The organism is Haloactinopolyspora alba (assembly GCF_003014555.1).
Classification (GTDB): Bacteria; Actinomycetota; Actinomycetes; order Jiangellales; family Jiangellaceae; genus Haloactinopolyspora; species Haloactinopolyspora alba.
Window position 1 is genome coordinate 531,055 of the sequence record NZ_PYGE01000001.1, and the last position, 13,688, is coordinate 544,742.

Genomic DNA, 13,688 nt, shown 5'->3' on the forward strand with positions numbered 1-13,688 from the left:
CTCTCACGCCGGCAGCTTCGCTGCCCGCACCGCGTCACGGACGTCCTCGTCGACGAGGTCGGCGTTGATGGCTCCGGCGGTCTGGACCCCGGCCGCCGCCGCACCGATCGCCGTCAGCCGGACGTCGGCGACGTTACCGGCCACCCACACCCCCGGCGCGTCCGTGGCGCCCGCGGGGTCGGCGGCCACCTGGGTGCCGACGACGTGTCCGCCCATCTCGATGTCGGTGACCTTCACCCCCAGCGGCTCCAGCACCTCGGCCCGGGCGGTGAAGCGCGGTTGGACGGTGACGGCGCGGCGCGGGACCACATCGCCGGAACGCAGCCGGACGCCGGAGATCGCGCCGTCGGTGACCTCGAGCGCGGTGACCTCGCCTTCGACGACCGTGATGCCGCGTGCGCCCAACTGCTCGAGCTCGTCGTCGGTGAGCGGCGGCGCGGTGTGCCGGAACAGCGTGACGTCGTCGCTCCACTGCCGGAACAGCATCGCCTGGTGCACCGCGAACGGGCCGCTCGCCAGCACGCCGATCGGCTCGTCGCGCACCTCCCAGCCGTGGCAGTACGGGCAGTGCAGCACGTCGTGCCCCCACCTGGCGTCGACACCCGCGACGTCGGGCAACTCGTCCACCAGCCCGGTGGTGACCAGCAGCCGCCTGGCCAGCACCGAGCGGCCGTCGTCGAGCACCACGCCGAGGCCGCCGTCGACACCGTTGTCGCCGTCGCCGTCGCCGTGCAGGCGGTGCACCGACGCCACGGTGGCGCTCAGGATCTCGCCGCCGTACCCGGTCACCTCGTCCCTGCCCGCCGAAAGCAGGTCGCCCGGTGGTGTGCCCTCACTGCCCAGGTAGTTGTGCACACCGGCGGCCGGTGCGTTACGTGGTTCGCCGGAGTCGATCACCAGGACCGACCGGCGCGCCCGCGCCAGCGTCAGCCCGGCGCTCAGTCCGGCCGCGCCGCCACCCACGATCACCACGTCGTAGCTCGTCTGCACGATGCTCACTCCCTGTCCGTTCGCTCTTTCCTGGTCCCGTCACCTTCGAACAACGAAACGGGGGATCGCAAATGTTGTTGCCGGTCTGGCAAACTTGGGAGATGAATGACGCGGAGCAGGAGATCGACGAGGTTCTCGACGGGGTCGGACAGCGGCTACGAGAGCTGCGGCAGCGGCGCGGCGCCACGCTCGCGCAGCTGTCCACGGCGACGGACATCTCGATCAGCACACTGTCCCGGCTGGAGTCCGGGCAGCGCAGGCCGACACTGGAGCTGCTGATGCCGCTGGCCCGGGCCCACCACGTGCCGCTGGACGAGCTCGTCGGCGCGCCACCCACCGGTGACCCGCGCGTGCACGCCCGTCCGGTGACCCGGCACGGAATGACCTACGTGCCACTGACCCGTCGTCCCGGCGGGCTGCAGGCGTACAAGCAGATCATCCCGCCGCGGGTGCCGGAGCGGGAACCGGACCCGCGCAGCCACGAAGGCTACGAGTGGATGTACGTCCTGTCCGGCCGGCTGCGCCTGGTGCTCGGCGAGCACGACCTGGAGCTCACGCCGGGCGAAGCCGCCGAGTTCGACACGCACGTCCCGCACTGGTTCGGCAACTTCGGGACACAACCGGTCGAACTGCTCACCATCTTCGGGCCCCAGGGAGAGCGCGTCCACCTCCGCGCCCGCCCCGCATGACCAGCGCACCCGAGGAGACACTCCCATGACCACCCGGATCCGGGGCCTGACGCCCGACGACGTCGCGCTCGTGGAATTCGCCCGCGGGATCGTCGATGCACACGGCGACGGCTCGACGCACACGATGGGCGCTGCGGTCCGCGGTGTCGACGTCACCGACCTCCTGCCGTTCGGCGGACAGTGGACACCCGACCAAGGCACGCTGCCCTATGATCCGCAGCGCTTCGACGACACCGCGGGCGAATGATCACTCCGGCGGCGCCACGATGTCGACCATCCAGCCAACGCCGAAACGGTCGGCGCACATGCCGAACTCGTCACCCCACATCTGCCGCTCCAGTGGGACCGAGACGGTGCCGCCGTCGGAAAGCTGGTTCCAGTAGCCGCGCAGCTCGTCGACGTCGTCGCCACTGAGGCTGATGGCCATGGTGTCCCCGGGGCTGTCTGCCATGTCCCGAGTAGTGTCCGCAGCCATCAACGTGAGCCCGGCAGCAGTCTCGAGCATGGCATGCATGATCTTGTCGGCTCCCGGGGCGTCCTGGCTCCCGAACTCGCCGAAGGTGTTGAGTGTCAGGGTGCCGCCGAACACACGCTGGTAGAACTCCATCGCCTCGCGCGCGTCACCAGCGAAACTGAGGTACGGGTTGAGTCGTGTGGCCATCGGAAGCTCCTTCGGTCGCGATGGCGATCGCCGTGGTGATCAACAGGACTCTGCTACTGCCACAGCGATAGCAGAGCCCTGACGATCGCGCCAGCGGGTCAGCGGGTGTTCTCGTCGATGGTCCGGTCACCCTTGCCTTCGGCCGCCTTGGCTTCGGCCTTCGCGTCCTGCACCGCGGCCGCTGCGAGCTCGGCGACCTCGTCGACGTTCGCCGCCTCCAGCGCCGGCTCCCCGGCGGTCAGCTCCCTGCCCGACGTGGCCTCCTCCGCCGTGGCCTCGCTCTCGCCGGCCTCGACCTCGTCGGCTTCGGCGCCCTCGTCCGGCGCGCCTTCACCGGTACCGTCGCCGGCCGGCGCTCCCATCTTCGAGTAGTCGCCGAACGCGTCCGTCACCGACTTCACCGCCTGGGTGAGCTCGCCCGGGATCACCCAGAAGGTGCTGTTCTGGCCGTTGGCGATGCTGGGCAGCGTCTCGAGGTACTTGTAGGCGAGCACCTTCGGGTCGGCGTTGTTCTTGTGCACGGACTGGAAGACCCGTTCGACGGCCTTCGCCTCACCGTCGGCGCGCAGAATGGCGGCCTGCTGGTCACCCTGCGCCTCGAGGATGTTCTGCTGGCGGGTCCCTTCGGCAGTGAGGATCTTCGACTGCCGCTCGCCCTCGGCGTGCAGGATGACCGCGCGCTTGTCGCGCTCGGCCCGCATCTGCTTCTCCATGGCTTCCTTGATCGTGGACGGCGGGTCGATCGCCTTGATCTCCACCCGGTTCACGCGGATGCCCCACTTGCCGGTGGCGTCGTCGAGGACGCTGCGCAGCTGTGCGTTGATCTCTTCACGTGAGGTCAGCGTGCGCTCGAGGTCCATGCTGCCGATGACGTTACGCAACGTGGTGACCGTCAGCTGGTCGATGGCCGCCAGGTAGTCCGCGACCTCGTAGGCCGCCGCGCGCGGGTCGGTGATCTGGTAGTAGAGCACCGTGTCTATGTTCACCACGAGGTTGTCCTCGGTGATCACGGGCTGCGGAGCGGACGAGAACACCTGCTCGCGCACATCGAGCTTGGTGTTGATCCGGTCCATGAGCGGGACGATGAAGTTCAGCCCCGGCTGCAGCGTCGTCCGGTAGCGGCCGAAGCGCTCGACGTTGTAGCGGCGAGCCTGTGGCACGACACGCACCGTGGAGATGACCGCGAACACCACCAGGGCCGCCACGACGATGATCAGCACCAGAGGATCCATGTCTCGACCGCCTCCGTATCAAACGGGTTGTGTTCAGGGCAGCAGTTCTCGGGGGTAGACGACGGCCGTGGCGCCTTCGATCTCCATGACGTCGACCATCGCACCCTCCGGGATGACGTGGTCCTCGTCGAACGCACGTGCCGACCATTCCTCCCCGGACAACTTGACGAGCCCGTGCATCGCGGTGACCTCCTTCACCACCACCGCGCGTTGCCCGACGAGCGCGTCGCTGCCTTCGCGTACCAACGGTGGCTGCGCCATGTGTCGTTGGGCGATCGGCCGGGCGATCCACAGTCCGGCGGCGGCCGTCCCCGCGAATGCGAGAAGCTGCAGTACCCACACCCCGCCCAGACCAGCGACGACCGCGGCGACCAGCGCCGCAGCGGCGAGCAGGCCGAAGCTGAGCGTCAACGTCATGAACTCGGCGACGCCCAAGGCCGCGGCTGCGACCAGCCACACGATCCACAGCATCGAACCGACCTCCTGTCCAGGGCGGTTACTCCCCAACCTACCTCGTCACGCAGGCCAGTGACACCCGTCGTGTGCGCCGTACCCAGCCGGTACGCGGCGCTCCAAAAATGGCCGTTCTTGCAGTGCACACGCGCGGCATTCACGGCACCATCGGGACATGGACGTTCTCAGCAGCCGCATCCTGCTCCGCCCGACCGATCCGGTGCGCAGCCGGCACTTCTACGGCGACGTGCTCGGCCTCGCCGTGTACCGCGAGTTCGGGCCGCCCGACAGCCCGGGAACGGTCTATTTCCTCGGGCCGGCGCAGCTCGAGCTGTCCGGACAGGCCAGCTCACGCGTCGACGGGCCGGTGCGGATCTGGCTCCAGGTCCGTGACGTGCACGCCGAGCACGAGCGGCTGCTCGCTGCCGGAGCGGACGTCACCCGGGAGCCGCGAACCGAACCGTGGGGGCTGATCGAGATGTGGCTCGAGGACCCGGACGGTGTGCCGATCGTTCTGGTCGAGGTGCCGGCCGAGCACCCGTTGCGCCGGGACACACGCTGACGGCGCGGCGGGCGTACGGACGCCTACGGATGCGTTGCGGTGACCTCGATGATCTGGTCGAGGCGGTCGAGCGCGACCTGTAACGCGTCGCGTTTCGCCTGGATCCGGTCGCGTTCGGCCAGCAGCATGGCCCGCTGGTCGGCGTCGGTGTGGCCCGAATCCACGCACGGCAGGAGCTCGGCGATGTTCCGGCTGCTCAGGCCCGCGGCGTACATCTGCTGGAAGAACAGCACCCGGCCCACGGCGTCCGGTGAGTACAGCCGCTGCCCGGACGGGCTCCGCTCCGCCGTCAACAGCCCCTGCTGCTCGTAATAGCGCACGGCACGGACGGAAACGCCGGCCCGTCGCGCAACCTCGCCGATACGGATCGACGGCTCGGTCGGCGCCTCTGTGGTGATCATCGCACATTCCTTCCGCCGTTCCCTTGCCTCTGACGTCAGCGTCAGGTTTTAGCGTAGCCGACATGGACATCAAGAACTCGGTCGCACTCGTCACCGGAGCCAACCGTGGCCTCGGCCACGCATTCACCCAGAGCCTCCTCGAGCGGGGCGCACGCAAGGTCTACGCCACCGCTCGGAACCCGGAGACCGTGGACCTGCCCGGAGTAGAGACCCTGCCGCTCGACATCACCGATCCCGAAGCAGTCAAGGCTGCCGCCCACCTCGCCCCCGACGTCTCGCTACTCGTCAACAACGCCGGAATCCAGACGTCCACCGACCTGGTGTCCGGCTCGATGGAGACGCTGCAGCTCGAGCTGGAGACCAACGTCCTCGGCCACCTGCGGATGATCCGGGCGTTCGCCCCCGCGCTGAGCGCGAACGGCGGCGGGGCCATAGTGAACGTGCTCTCGGCCATGTCGTGGTTCGGGATCAACGGCGCCAACTCCTACCACCTGACCAAGGCGGCCGCGTGGGCCGTGACCAACGGGGTCCGTCTCGAACTCGCGGACCAGGGAACGCTCGTGACGGCCGTCCATCTCGGCCTGGCCGACACCGACATGTCGTCCGGCTGGGACGTGCCCAAGATCGCAGCGTCCGACCTGGTCGACGCCACCCTGGACGGCGTCGAGGCCGGTACCGCCGAGGTCCTCGCCGACGAGTGGAGCCGGGGCATCAAGGCACGCCTGCCACTGCCGCCGGAAGAGTTCAACGCCGCGATGGACCGTGACCTGGCGGCGTTGGTTACCTGAGCATCGCCGCGGGCGAAGCGGCAGCGCACCCCTGACTTGCCGTCAAGCCGCCGCGTCGACGAAGCGGCCGTCACGCAGGAGCGGGACACAGGCGCTCATGTCGACCTCGGCCGCAACCAGCACGTCCGCTTCGAATCCCTTCTCGGCGAGTTCACGACCACTGGCGCACCGCAGCAGCGACCCGTCGATGCCGGGCCATACCGAGTCGAACGCTGCAACGGCCGTGGCAGCCTCGGGGCTGAGCGAGCTCACCCCGTGATCTCCGAGGGCGGCAATTACCGACCCGGCACCCCACAGGTCCTCGACAGCCGGGCGCAACGACCCGTCCGGCCACCGCTCACCGGCGGCGATCACCGTGACGGCTGACGACGGATCTGCGTGGAGGCGATCGGTGAGCCACTCGGCGACGGCCGAGCGGTTTCGCAACGAGGCCGCCACGACGCCGGCGCCGCCCTCAGCAAGCCGAGCACTGATGGTCGAGCCATTGGGAGACGGCAGCACGAGCCGGGACAGACCCGACGAGCTCCGGATCGTCGCCGGCGACAGGCTGACCGACGCGACGTTGCCGGAGTCGCGTGCTTCCAGCCGCCCGACAGCCAGGGTCGCCTGATGTGCTCGGGCGTACTCCGCGGCGGTGTCGTCCGCCCACTGGTAGGGATGGACCTCGGCTCCACCGTCGAGCGCGACGCTGACCGTGGTCGTGAAGCTCAGAACGTCCACGACCACCGCCAGGTCCGCTCCGTGCACGGTCTCGCGGACGGCCGCCGGCCCCCAGTCCAACCGGACACGTGCCGACACCTGTCCGAGTGAGCTGCTACGCATCAGCTGGTCACGGCCCTTCTCACCTGTCCCGAACAGTTCCGCCGCCGGTGGTTCACCGGAACGTACGTGCGGACGCCGAGAGTCTCCACTCATACCAGCAGCACAAAGGCGGCCGGCATCCACCTCTCCGGACCGGCGGTCCGGCACCCCGTATGTTGGCTGCCCGGAAGAGGTGGTGCCCCCATGGCGACTCCGGTGATCCTGGACGTGGACCCCGGTCACGACGATGCGCTGGCGATCCTGCTCGCACGAGCCGACCCGCGTCTGGACCTGCTCGCGATCACGACGGTCGCGGGCAACCAGACACTCGACAAGTGCACACTCAACGCACGCCGCATCTGCACCGTCGCCGGCATCGACGACGTGCCCGTCGCGGCGGGCGCCTCGTCGCCCCTGGTGCGAGAGTTGCGCACCGCCGCCGACGTCCACGGCGAGTCCGGGTTGGACGGGCCGGCATTCGGGACACCCACCGTCGACGTCGACGACCGCTCCGCGGTCGAGCTCATGCGCGACGTGCTGAGCGCACACCACGAACCGGTCACGCTGGTCCCGACCGGCCCGTTGACGAACATCGCCCTGCTACTGCGGACGTTTCCGCAAGTCCGCGAGTCCATCAGCGAGATCGTGCTGATGGGCGGCACGACGGGCCGCGGCAACACCACCCCCTACACCGAGTTCAACATGACCGTCGACCCCGAGGCCGCCGACGTGGTGTTCCGCTCCGGGCTACCGGTCACGATGGCCGGGTTGAACGTCACCCACCAGGCGCTGGCGACGGACGAGGTGCTGGTCCGGTTACGCGAGCTGGGCACGCCGCTGGCGCGGACCTGCGTCGAGCTGCTGACCTTCTACGGCACCACCTACCAGGAACAGTGGGGACTTTCGGCACCACCTGTGCACGACCCGGTGGCGGTCGCCCGGGTGGCCGACCCGTCTCTGGTGCGCTGCGTCGAGGCGCCGGTTCTGATCGAGCGACAGGGCGAGCACACGGCAGGAGCGACCGTCGTCGACTTTCACTACCGCACGGGCCATCCGGACAACGCACGAGTGGCGATGGACCTGGAGGCCGAGCCGTTCTGGGACCTGATGATCAACGCGGTACACAGCTACGGCTGACCGGTGACGCCCACGTCGCCGGCGAACACGTTCACCTGCTGCAGCCCTGGACGGGCGAGCTTCAGGTCGACGAAGGCCTGGTCGATCAGGCGTTTGTTGTGCCGCATGACCTCGGTGGGCATGGTGAAGATCGACACCAGCCACCACAGGCCAAAACCCTGGAAGGTCAGCAACGCCAGCAGCGCCTTCGGCCACTCTCGCTGATAGACGTACGACACGGTCGGCGACAGCACTGCCGTCAGCACCCACGCCACCACCACGCCGCGCGGGCGCTTGGCAGCGTACAGCTGCCGGAACAGCGCCTGGTCGTGCTCGTCCGGGATGCTCAGCACCTTCTGCTCGAGACACCGGTCCGTGGCTCTGGCCGGGCCGCGAAAGAACCAGACGGCGCCGGCGGCCCAGGCCAGCACCAGCACAACGAAGAACGCGACAACGACATCACCCATCGGCAACCAGCTCCCAGTCTCGGCGCGACCTCCGGTCGGAGGCCGCGGACAGCGGACCCCGGGAGCGGCACCCCGGTGGCCGCTCCCGGTCTGGTTGCTATGGGTTCCTTCGGGAGCCGCTGTGTGACAGGTGGTGCCGAAGAATCTCGACCACGGACGTGCGCCTGGCGAATGTCGACCGGCAACCTGCGCACCTCACTCCGGCACGTCAGGTAGGTTTCCCGGCCGACGGTCCTTACCCTCGAAGGTGTGGGTTCCCGTTCTCCGCGCACCGTCGGCCTCGTGCTTGGCGCGCTCATGGTGCTGGTCGGCATCGCCGGAACCTGGCTGAGCTGGCGATACTTCGTCGACACGGCCGCCGGCCAGCGTCTCGACCAGAGCGCCTTCAGCGGCTCCGCGTTCGGCCGGAACACGCTGTGGCGCGGCGCGGAGCCGGTGCTGGACGTGGTGTCCGTGCCGTTCGTCGTCCTCGTCCTGGGCGCGGCGGCGGTGATCGCTGTCATGCGCCGTCGCTGGTTCCTCCCGCTTCAGGTCGCGGTGCTCGTCGGCGGGGCGAACATCACCACCCAGCTGCTGAAGCACGTGGTCCTGGACCGTCCGACGCTCGACGGAGGCGCCGGTGTGACGCCGAACTCGCTGCCCAGCGGGCACACCACGGTCGCCGCGAGCGTGGCGGCGGCGCTGCTGCTGGTGGTCCCGCGCGGGGCGCGCCCGGCCGTCGCGGTCCTGGGTGCCGGATACGCGGCGCTGACCGGGGTGTCGACGATGATCGGCGGCTGGCACCGGCCGTCGGACGTGGTGGCGGCGTTCACCGTCGTGCTCGCGTGGGCCGGGCTGACCACGGTACTCACCGCCCTCAGCAGCCCGGAACGCGCGACCGCGGCCCGGCCCGGCGCGACCGGGACCAAGGTGGCGGCGGTGTTCTTCACACTGGCGGCCGTCGCCTCCGGCACGGTGGCCGCGTCCGCCCTCCTCCGCACCCGCGACCAACTCGGCTCGGTCGGCCCGCTGACCGAGCGTTCCGACCTGGTGCCGGCTTACGTCGGCGCGGCCTTCGGCGTGGTGGCGGCGGCGTCGGTGACGTTCGTCGCGGTCCTGATCGCGCACCAGGCCGCCACGCAGCACCGCACCGTCGACGTCGAGGCCCCGCCGCGTCCGCAACCGGTCGGCTGACCACCGTTCCGGGACCGAACATGATCAGCGGAAGAGGAACGCGCATTCCCGACAATTCCCGGAGGATGCGCCGCTGTGATGTCAAGAGTTGACATACTCTTCGACACAGGGCTACCCAAGGATCGTGACGCACGGCACACTGACGCAATGACCTCTCGTACATCGGCCGCACGGCCTGTTTTTCCTTCGAGTCCGTTTCAGACCAACGCCACAGCTCCGCCCCTGGAGAAGTTCGCCGTCGACGACATGGTCACGCACGATCGTCACGGTGTCGGACGCGTCGTCGGCGTCCGTGGGGACAACGAGGTACACGTCGACTTCGGTTCCGCCGTTCGCCGCATCTCGCTGCCGAACCCGAAGGTGACGCGGCTCTGACCGCAGGCACGGCAACACTCCCACCAGACCGCGGCGCTGCCGAGAGGCCGACGGGGTACGGGCCGCCGGCCGGTCAGCGGAGTTGACCGGCCGGCGTCCGCGCCCGCACTCGAATCAGCCCGGTTCGCTCACGTCCAGCGCCGCCATCCGGTGTACCCGCTGCAGGCCGCGCATCCGATCCGGGTTGCGGAACGCCAGTATGCGCGCGACGCGTCCCTCCCGGACCTCGATCAGCCCGGCGACGTCCACGACGCCGTCGAGGGTCCCGACGACGCCGTAGCCGCCGTTGAGGCACGTCATCTCGAAGCGGTGCTCGGCGAAGCGGCCCTTCGCCGTCAGCCCGGTAACGAGCCTGCTCACCTTGTCGGCACCGGACACCGGCCAGCGGTTCGCCCGGGCCTTGCCACCGTGGTCGCTGACGATCACCACGTCCGGCGCCAGAACCTCCATCAGCGCGTCCAGGTCACCTCCGAGCGCGGCCTCCAGGAACCGCTCGGTGACCTCACGCTGCTCGGTCGGGTCGGCCTGATAACGCGGCTGCCGCGCCTGGACGTGCTCGCGCGCGCGGTGCGCGACCTGTCGCACGCTCGCCTCGCTGCGCCCGAGCGTGGTCGCCAGCTCCGCGTACGGCAGGCCGAACACCTCACGCAGCACGAACACGGCCCGCTCCAGAGGAGCCAACGTCTCGAGGACGACGAGCATCGCCATCGACACGTCCTCGGCGAGCTCGATGTCGGCCGAGGCGTCCGGGCTGGTCAGCAGCGGTTCCGGCAACCACGGCCCGACGTAGGTCTCGCGCCTGGTCCGTAGGGTCCGCATCCGGTTCAGGGCCAGCCGGGAGGCGATGCGGATCAGGTACGACTTCGGGTCGGCGACGTCGGAACGGTCGGCCGCAGACCACCGCAGCCAGGCGTCCTGCACCACGTCCTCGGCGTCGGCGACGCTGCCCAGCAACTCGTAGGCCACGGTGAACAGCAGTCCACGATGCTCCTCGAACACGTCGGCCACGATGGCGGCACCTCCTCGTCGCGGATGTCACGAGTGTCGCCTCCTAGACACGCGCCGCCTTCGAAGTGTGACATCGTCACCGTCCCGCCGGCACCGGAGAACCGGCGGGCACGCGTCAGGGCGTGACGCCGAACGCCCACCCGGCGACCGTGTACATGACCAGCAGCACGAGAACCAGCGAGATGACGTTCAGCCAGGTCCCCGCGCGGACCATCTGCCCGATGCGGACGTAGCCGGAGCCGAACGCGATCGCGTTCGGCGGCGTCGCGACCGGCAGCATGAACGCGAGCGTGGCCGCCAGCGCCGTCGGGATGATCAACGTCATCACGTCGAGGCCCATCCCCACGGCCACCCCGCCCATGATCGGCAGGAACGCCGCCGCGGTGGCGGTGTTGCTGGTCAGCTCCGTCAGCAGGAGCACGATCCCGGCGACCACCACGACCAGCACCCAGCCCGGGATGCTGTCCAGCACCCCGACCTGCTCACCGATCCACTCGCTGAGCCCGCTGGCGGTGAACTGACTGGACAGGCTGAGCCCGCCGCCGAACAGCAGCAGGATCCCCCAGGGCAGCTGCACCGCCGTGTCCCAGTCCAGCGTCGCCGTACCGCGCTGGCGGTCCGCCGGGATCAGGAACAGCACCACGGCGACGGCCATCGCGATACCGGCGTCGCTGATGTCGGCCAGCCACGGCATCGGGTCACCGAAGGTCGCGCTGTCCGCCATCAGCGGGACGAAGACCCACGACAGCGCCGCGAGCGCGAACACCACCGCCACGATGCGCTCGCCGCTCGACATCGGCCCCATCTTGGTCAGCTCGCCACGGATCAGTTCCCGTCCGCCGGCGAGCTCGCTGATCCGCGGCGGGAACACGAAACGAGTCAGCACCAGCCAGGTGATCAGCAGGAACACCACGGCGAGCGGGACACCGACCATCATCCACTCGCCGAAACCGACGTGGATGTCGTGGTTCTCCGACAGGTAGCCCTCCATCAGTGCGTTCGGCGGCGTCCCGATCAGCGTCGACACCGATCCGATGGAGGACGAGTAGGCGATGCCGAGCATCAGGGCGACCGAGAAGTTCGCGTCCCCCTTGCCGCCGTTCTGGGTCACCAGGGCCAGCACCGACAACCCGATCGGCAGCATCATCACTGTCGTGGCCGTGTTGGACACCCACATGGTGATGAACGCGGTGGCGAGCATGAACCCGCCGACGAGCCGGACCGGGCTCGTTCCCACCGCGGCGATGATGGTGAGCGCGATCCGCCGGTGCAGGTTCCAGCGCTGCATCGCCAGCGCGAGCATGAACCCGCCCATGAACAGGAAGATGATGTCGTTGGCGTACGGCGCCGCGACGTCCTCGATCGTGCTCACGCCGAAGAACGGGAACAACACCAGCGGCAGCAGCGCGGTCGCCGGGATCGGGATCGCCTCGGTCATCCACCACACCGCCATCAGCGCTGCCACGGCGGCCGTCGTCTTCCCGTCGGCGGACAGGCTGTCGGGCAGCGCCAGGTACAGCACGCCCGCCAGCACGACGCCGACGAGCAGGCCGATCCGTCGGCGACGCACGGACGTTCCGGGATCGGTGGATGTGTCGCCGGACTGCGGTCGGCTGTCGTCAACAGCTGGTGTCGACATCGGATCCTCCTGGTCGGCGGTGGTCGGCCGTGAGTCGATGGTGGGTCGGCGGTGGTCTGCGCGATGCTGGCCACCGCCGGCGCGCGGGCACAAGGACGCGGCCGGAAACTTCAGATTCCTCGCACGTTTCGCCGGCGTGGCGCCCAGTACAGTGACCGGCCATGGAGGTCAGCCGGCGCGCCGTTCTGCTCGCCGGGGTCGCGGGTGTCCCCGGAGCCGCCTCGATCGCCGGCTGTGACGGTCGGGCGCACATCGACTACCCGCAGCTGCGTATCGGCACCGGCCCGGCCGGCGCGGTGTACCGCGAGCTCGGTGGTGCCATCGCGCCGATGCTCGACCGGCAGCTGACCGAGACCGCCGTGTCCACCGTGCCCAGCCGGGCTTCGACGGACAACATCCGGATGCTGCTCGACCACGACGTGCACCTCGGACTGTGCAGTCTCGACGCGGTCGTCAGCGCGGACGGGCAGCCGCCGCCGGAGCTGGCCGCCGTCTGCCGCCTCTACGACAGCTATCTGCACCTCGCGGTCCTGGCCGACTCGCCCGTCCGCCACGTCGCCGACCTCGCCGGGAAACGGGTCTCGTTCGGCGCGCGCGACTCCGGGACGGAGTTCACCACCGAGCGGCTGGTCGCGCTCGAGGAGGTCGACGTGCGAGCGGTCCGGCTCGATCAGGCGGACTCGGCCGAGGCGCTGCGGACCGGGAGCATCGACGCGCTGTTCTCGCTGACCGGCATCCCGACACCGGCGATCAGCGAACTCGCCGCCCGTCGGCGGGTCCGGTTCGTCCCGATGACGCAGCAGGCCGGCCGGCTCGCGGACACCTACCCGGGCCCGTACGTCCCCGCGACCATCCCGTCCACCGCCTACACCGGGGTCGGCGCCAGCCCGACGGTCGCGGTTCCCAACGTCCTGCTGGCCCGGGCCGACCTGCCGGACGACGTCGTGCGTGCCGTCACCGGCACGATCATGACGGGCGCCAGGACGGTCGCGGCGCGCCGGCCGGAGGCGCGCCAGATCAACGTCCGCACCGCCATCGCCACCGGACCGGTTCCGTTGCACCCCGGAGCCGCCGCGTGGTTCCGCGCGAACAAACGCTAGGACGCCGGCGAGGTCGGACCGACGGCGAGGTCCGCCAGGAGTACGAGGTCGTCGAAGGGCCTCGTCGTCGAATGGGGTGACATGAGGGCCAACGGTTGCCACTCATGTCACCACCTTCGAACACACGAACCTGACGCCCGGAGTTGGGCCGGGAACCGGTGACGACGGGACCTCGACGAAGGCAGCCCATCGACCTCGACCGGACCCTTCTCCAACTACGGTCCACAGCTGCA

At 69.6% G+C, this 13,688-nt stretch carries 16 protein-coding genes; 7 read left to right on the top strand and 9 right to left on the bottom strand.

Translation table 11 applies throughout. From position 1 onward, the window contains the following. Positions 1-3: 3 nt before the first annotated feature. Positions 4-993 carry an NAD(P)/FAD-dependent oxidoreductase gene (locus CLV30_RS02310; protein ID WP_106535646.1) on the bottom strand — a complete coding sequence of 330 codons (990 nt, stop codon included), beginning with the start codon at positions 991-993 and terminating at the stop codon, positions 4-6. 98 nt (positions 994-1,091) lie between these two features. On the opposite strand from CLV30_RS02310, the gene CLV30_RS02315 reads away from it, so the two are divergent. Both CLV30_RS02315 and CLV30_RS02320 read left to right on the top strand, forming a co-directional pair. Continuing rightward, a complete protein-coding gene (locus tag CLV30_RS02315) occupies positions 1,092-1,679 on the top strand; it encodes an XRE family transcriptional regulator (RefSeq protein WP_106535530.1) in 588 nt (195 codons plus the stop codon). A 25-nt stretch (positions 1,680-1,704) separates the two neighbouring features. Next, the gene (locus CLV30_RS02320) at positions 1,705-1,926 is read left to right on the top strand and encodes a hypothetical protein (RefSeq protein WP_106535531.1); all 222 of its coding nucleotides are present in this window, start codon (positions 1,705-1,707) and stop codon (positions 1,924-1,926) included. Here CLV30_RS02320 and CLV30_RS02325 read toward each other — a convergent pair whose 3' ends face one another. The 3 genes from CLV30_RS02325 to CLV30_RS02335 form a co-directional block, all read right to left on the bottom strand. Then, complete coding sequence (locus tag CLV30_RS02325; protein ID WP_106535532.1) at positions 1,927-2,340, bottom strand: VOC family protein; 414 nt, start codon at positions 2,338-2,340, stop codon at positions 1,927-1,929. It lies immediately after the preceding gene. Between the two features lie 98 nt (positions 2,341-2,438). Then, on the bottom strand, positions 2,439-3,572 hold the full coding sequence (locus CLV30_RS02330) for an SPFH domain-containing protein (RefSeq protein WP_106535533.1): 1,134 nt from the start codon (positions 3,570-3,572) through the stop codon (positions 2,439-2,441). A 33-nt stretch (positions 3,573-3,605) separates the two neighbouring features. Continuing rightward, the gene (locus tag CLV30_RS02335; protein ID WP_106535534.1) at positions 3,606-4,043 is read right to left on the bottom strand and encodes an NfeD family protein; all 438 of its coding nucleotides are present in this window, start codon (positions 4,041-4,043) and stop codon (positions 3,606-3,608) included. A 157-nt stretch (positions 4,044-4,200) separates the two neighbouring features. Here CLV30_RS02335 and CLV30_RS02340 point away from each other — a divergent pair, with 157 nt between their 5' ends. Then, the gene (locus CLV30_RS02340; protein WP_106535535.1) at positions 4,201-4,587 is read left to right on the top strand and encodes a VOC family protein; all 387 of its coding nucleotides are present in this window, start codon (positions 4,201-4,203) and stop codon (positions 4,585-4,587) included. 23 nt (positions 4,588-4,610) lie between these two features. Here CLV30_RS02340 and CLV30_RS02345 read toward each other — a convergent pair whose 3' ends face one another. Further along, positions 4,611-4,988, bottom strand: a complete 378-nt coding sequence (locus tag CLV30_RS02345; protein ID WP_106535536.1) for a MerR family transcriptional regulator — start codon at positions 4,986-4,988, stop codon at positions 4,611-4,613. 62 nt (positions 4,989-5,050) lie between these two features. Between CLV30_RS02345 and CLV30_RS02350 the strand changes: the two genes are divergently transcribed. Beyond that, a complete protein-coding gene (locus CLV30_RS02350; protein ID WP_106535537.1) occupies positions 5,051-5,776 on the top strand; it encodes an SDR family oxidoreductase in 726 nt (241 codons plus the stop codon). 42 nt (positions 5,777-5,818) lie between these two features. On the opposite strand, the gene CLV30_RS02355 is transcribed toward CLV30_RS02350, so the two are convergent. Then, positions 5,819-6,598, bottom strand: coding sequence for a 2-phosphosulfolactate phosphatase (locus CLV30_RS02355; protein WP_106535647.1), 780 nt, complete (start codon positions 6,596-6,598; stop codon positions 5,819-5,821). A gap of 183 nt (positions 6,599-6,781) precedes the next feature. On the opposite strand from CLV30_RS02355, the gene CLV30_RS02360 reads away from it, so the two are divergent. After that, positions 6,782-7,714, top strand: a complete 933-nt coding sequence (locus CLV30_RS02360; RefSeq protein ID WP_106535538.1) for a nucleoside hydrolase — start codon at positions 6,782-6,784, stop codon at positions 7,712-7,714. Here the strand turns inward: CLV30_RS02360 and CLV30_RS02365 are convergent. Beyond that, a complete protein-coding gene (locus CLV30_RS02365; protein ID WP_106535539.1) occupies positions 7,705-8,160 on the bottom strand; it encodes a hypothetical protein in 456 nt (151 codons plus the stop codon). The genes CLV30_RS02360 and CLV30_RS02365 overlap by 10 nt on opposite strands. 249 nt (positions 8,161-8,409) lie before the next feature. On the opposite strand from CLV30_RS02365, the gene CLV30_RS02370 reads away from it, so the two are divergent. Beyond that, positions 8,410-9,333, top strand: a complete 924-nt coding sequence (locus CLV30_RS02370) for a phosphatase PAP2 family protein (protein WP_205740394.1) — start codon at positions 8,410-8,412, stop codon at positions 9,331-9,333. A gap of 489 nt (positions 9,334-9,822) precedes the next feature. On the opposite strand, the gene CLV30_RS02380 is transcribed toward CLV30_RS02370, so the two are convergent. Next, positions 9,823-10,716 carry an RNA polymerase sigma-70 factor gene (locus CLV30_RS02380; RefSeq protein ID WP_240723136.1) on the bottom strand — a complete coding sequence of 298 codons (894 nt, stop codon included), beginning with the start codon at positions 10,714-10,716 and terminating at the stop codon, positions 9,823-9,825. Positions 10,717-10,831: 115 nt separating this feature from the next. Then, positions 10,832-12,355: an SLC13 family permease gene (locus CLV30_RS02385; protein ID WP_106535649.1), complete on the bottom strand. Its 1,524-nt coding sequence runs from the start codon at positions 12,353-12,355 to the stop codon at positions 10,832-10,834. A 161-nt stretch (positions 12,356-12,516) separates the two neighbouring features. Between CLV30_RS02385 and CLV30_RS02390 the strand changes: the two genes are divergently transcribed. Further along, positions 12,517-13,455: a TAXI family TRAP transporter solute-binding subunit gene (locus CLV30_RS02390; RefSeq protein WP_106535542.1), complete on the top strand. Its 939-nt coding sequence runs from the start codon at positions 12,517-12,519 to the stop codon at positions 13,453-13,455. The last annotated feature ends 233 nt before the right edge of the window (positions 13,456-13,688 follow it).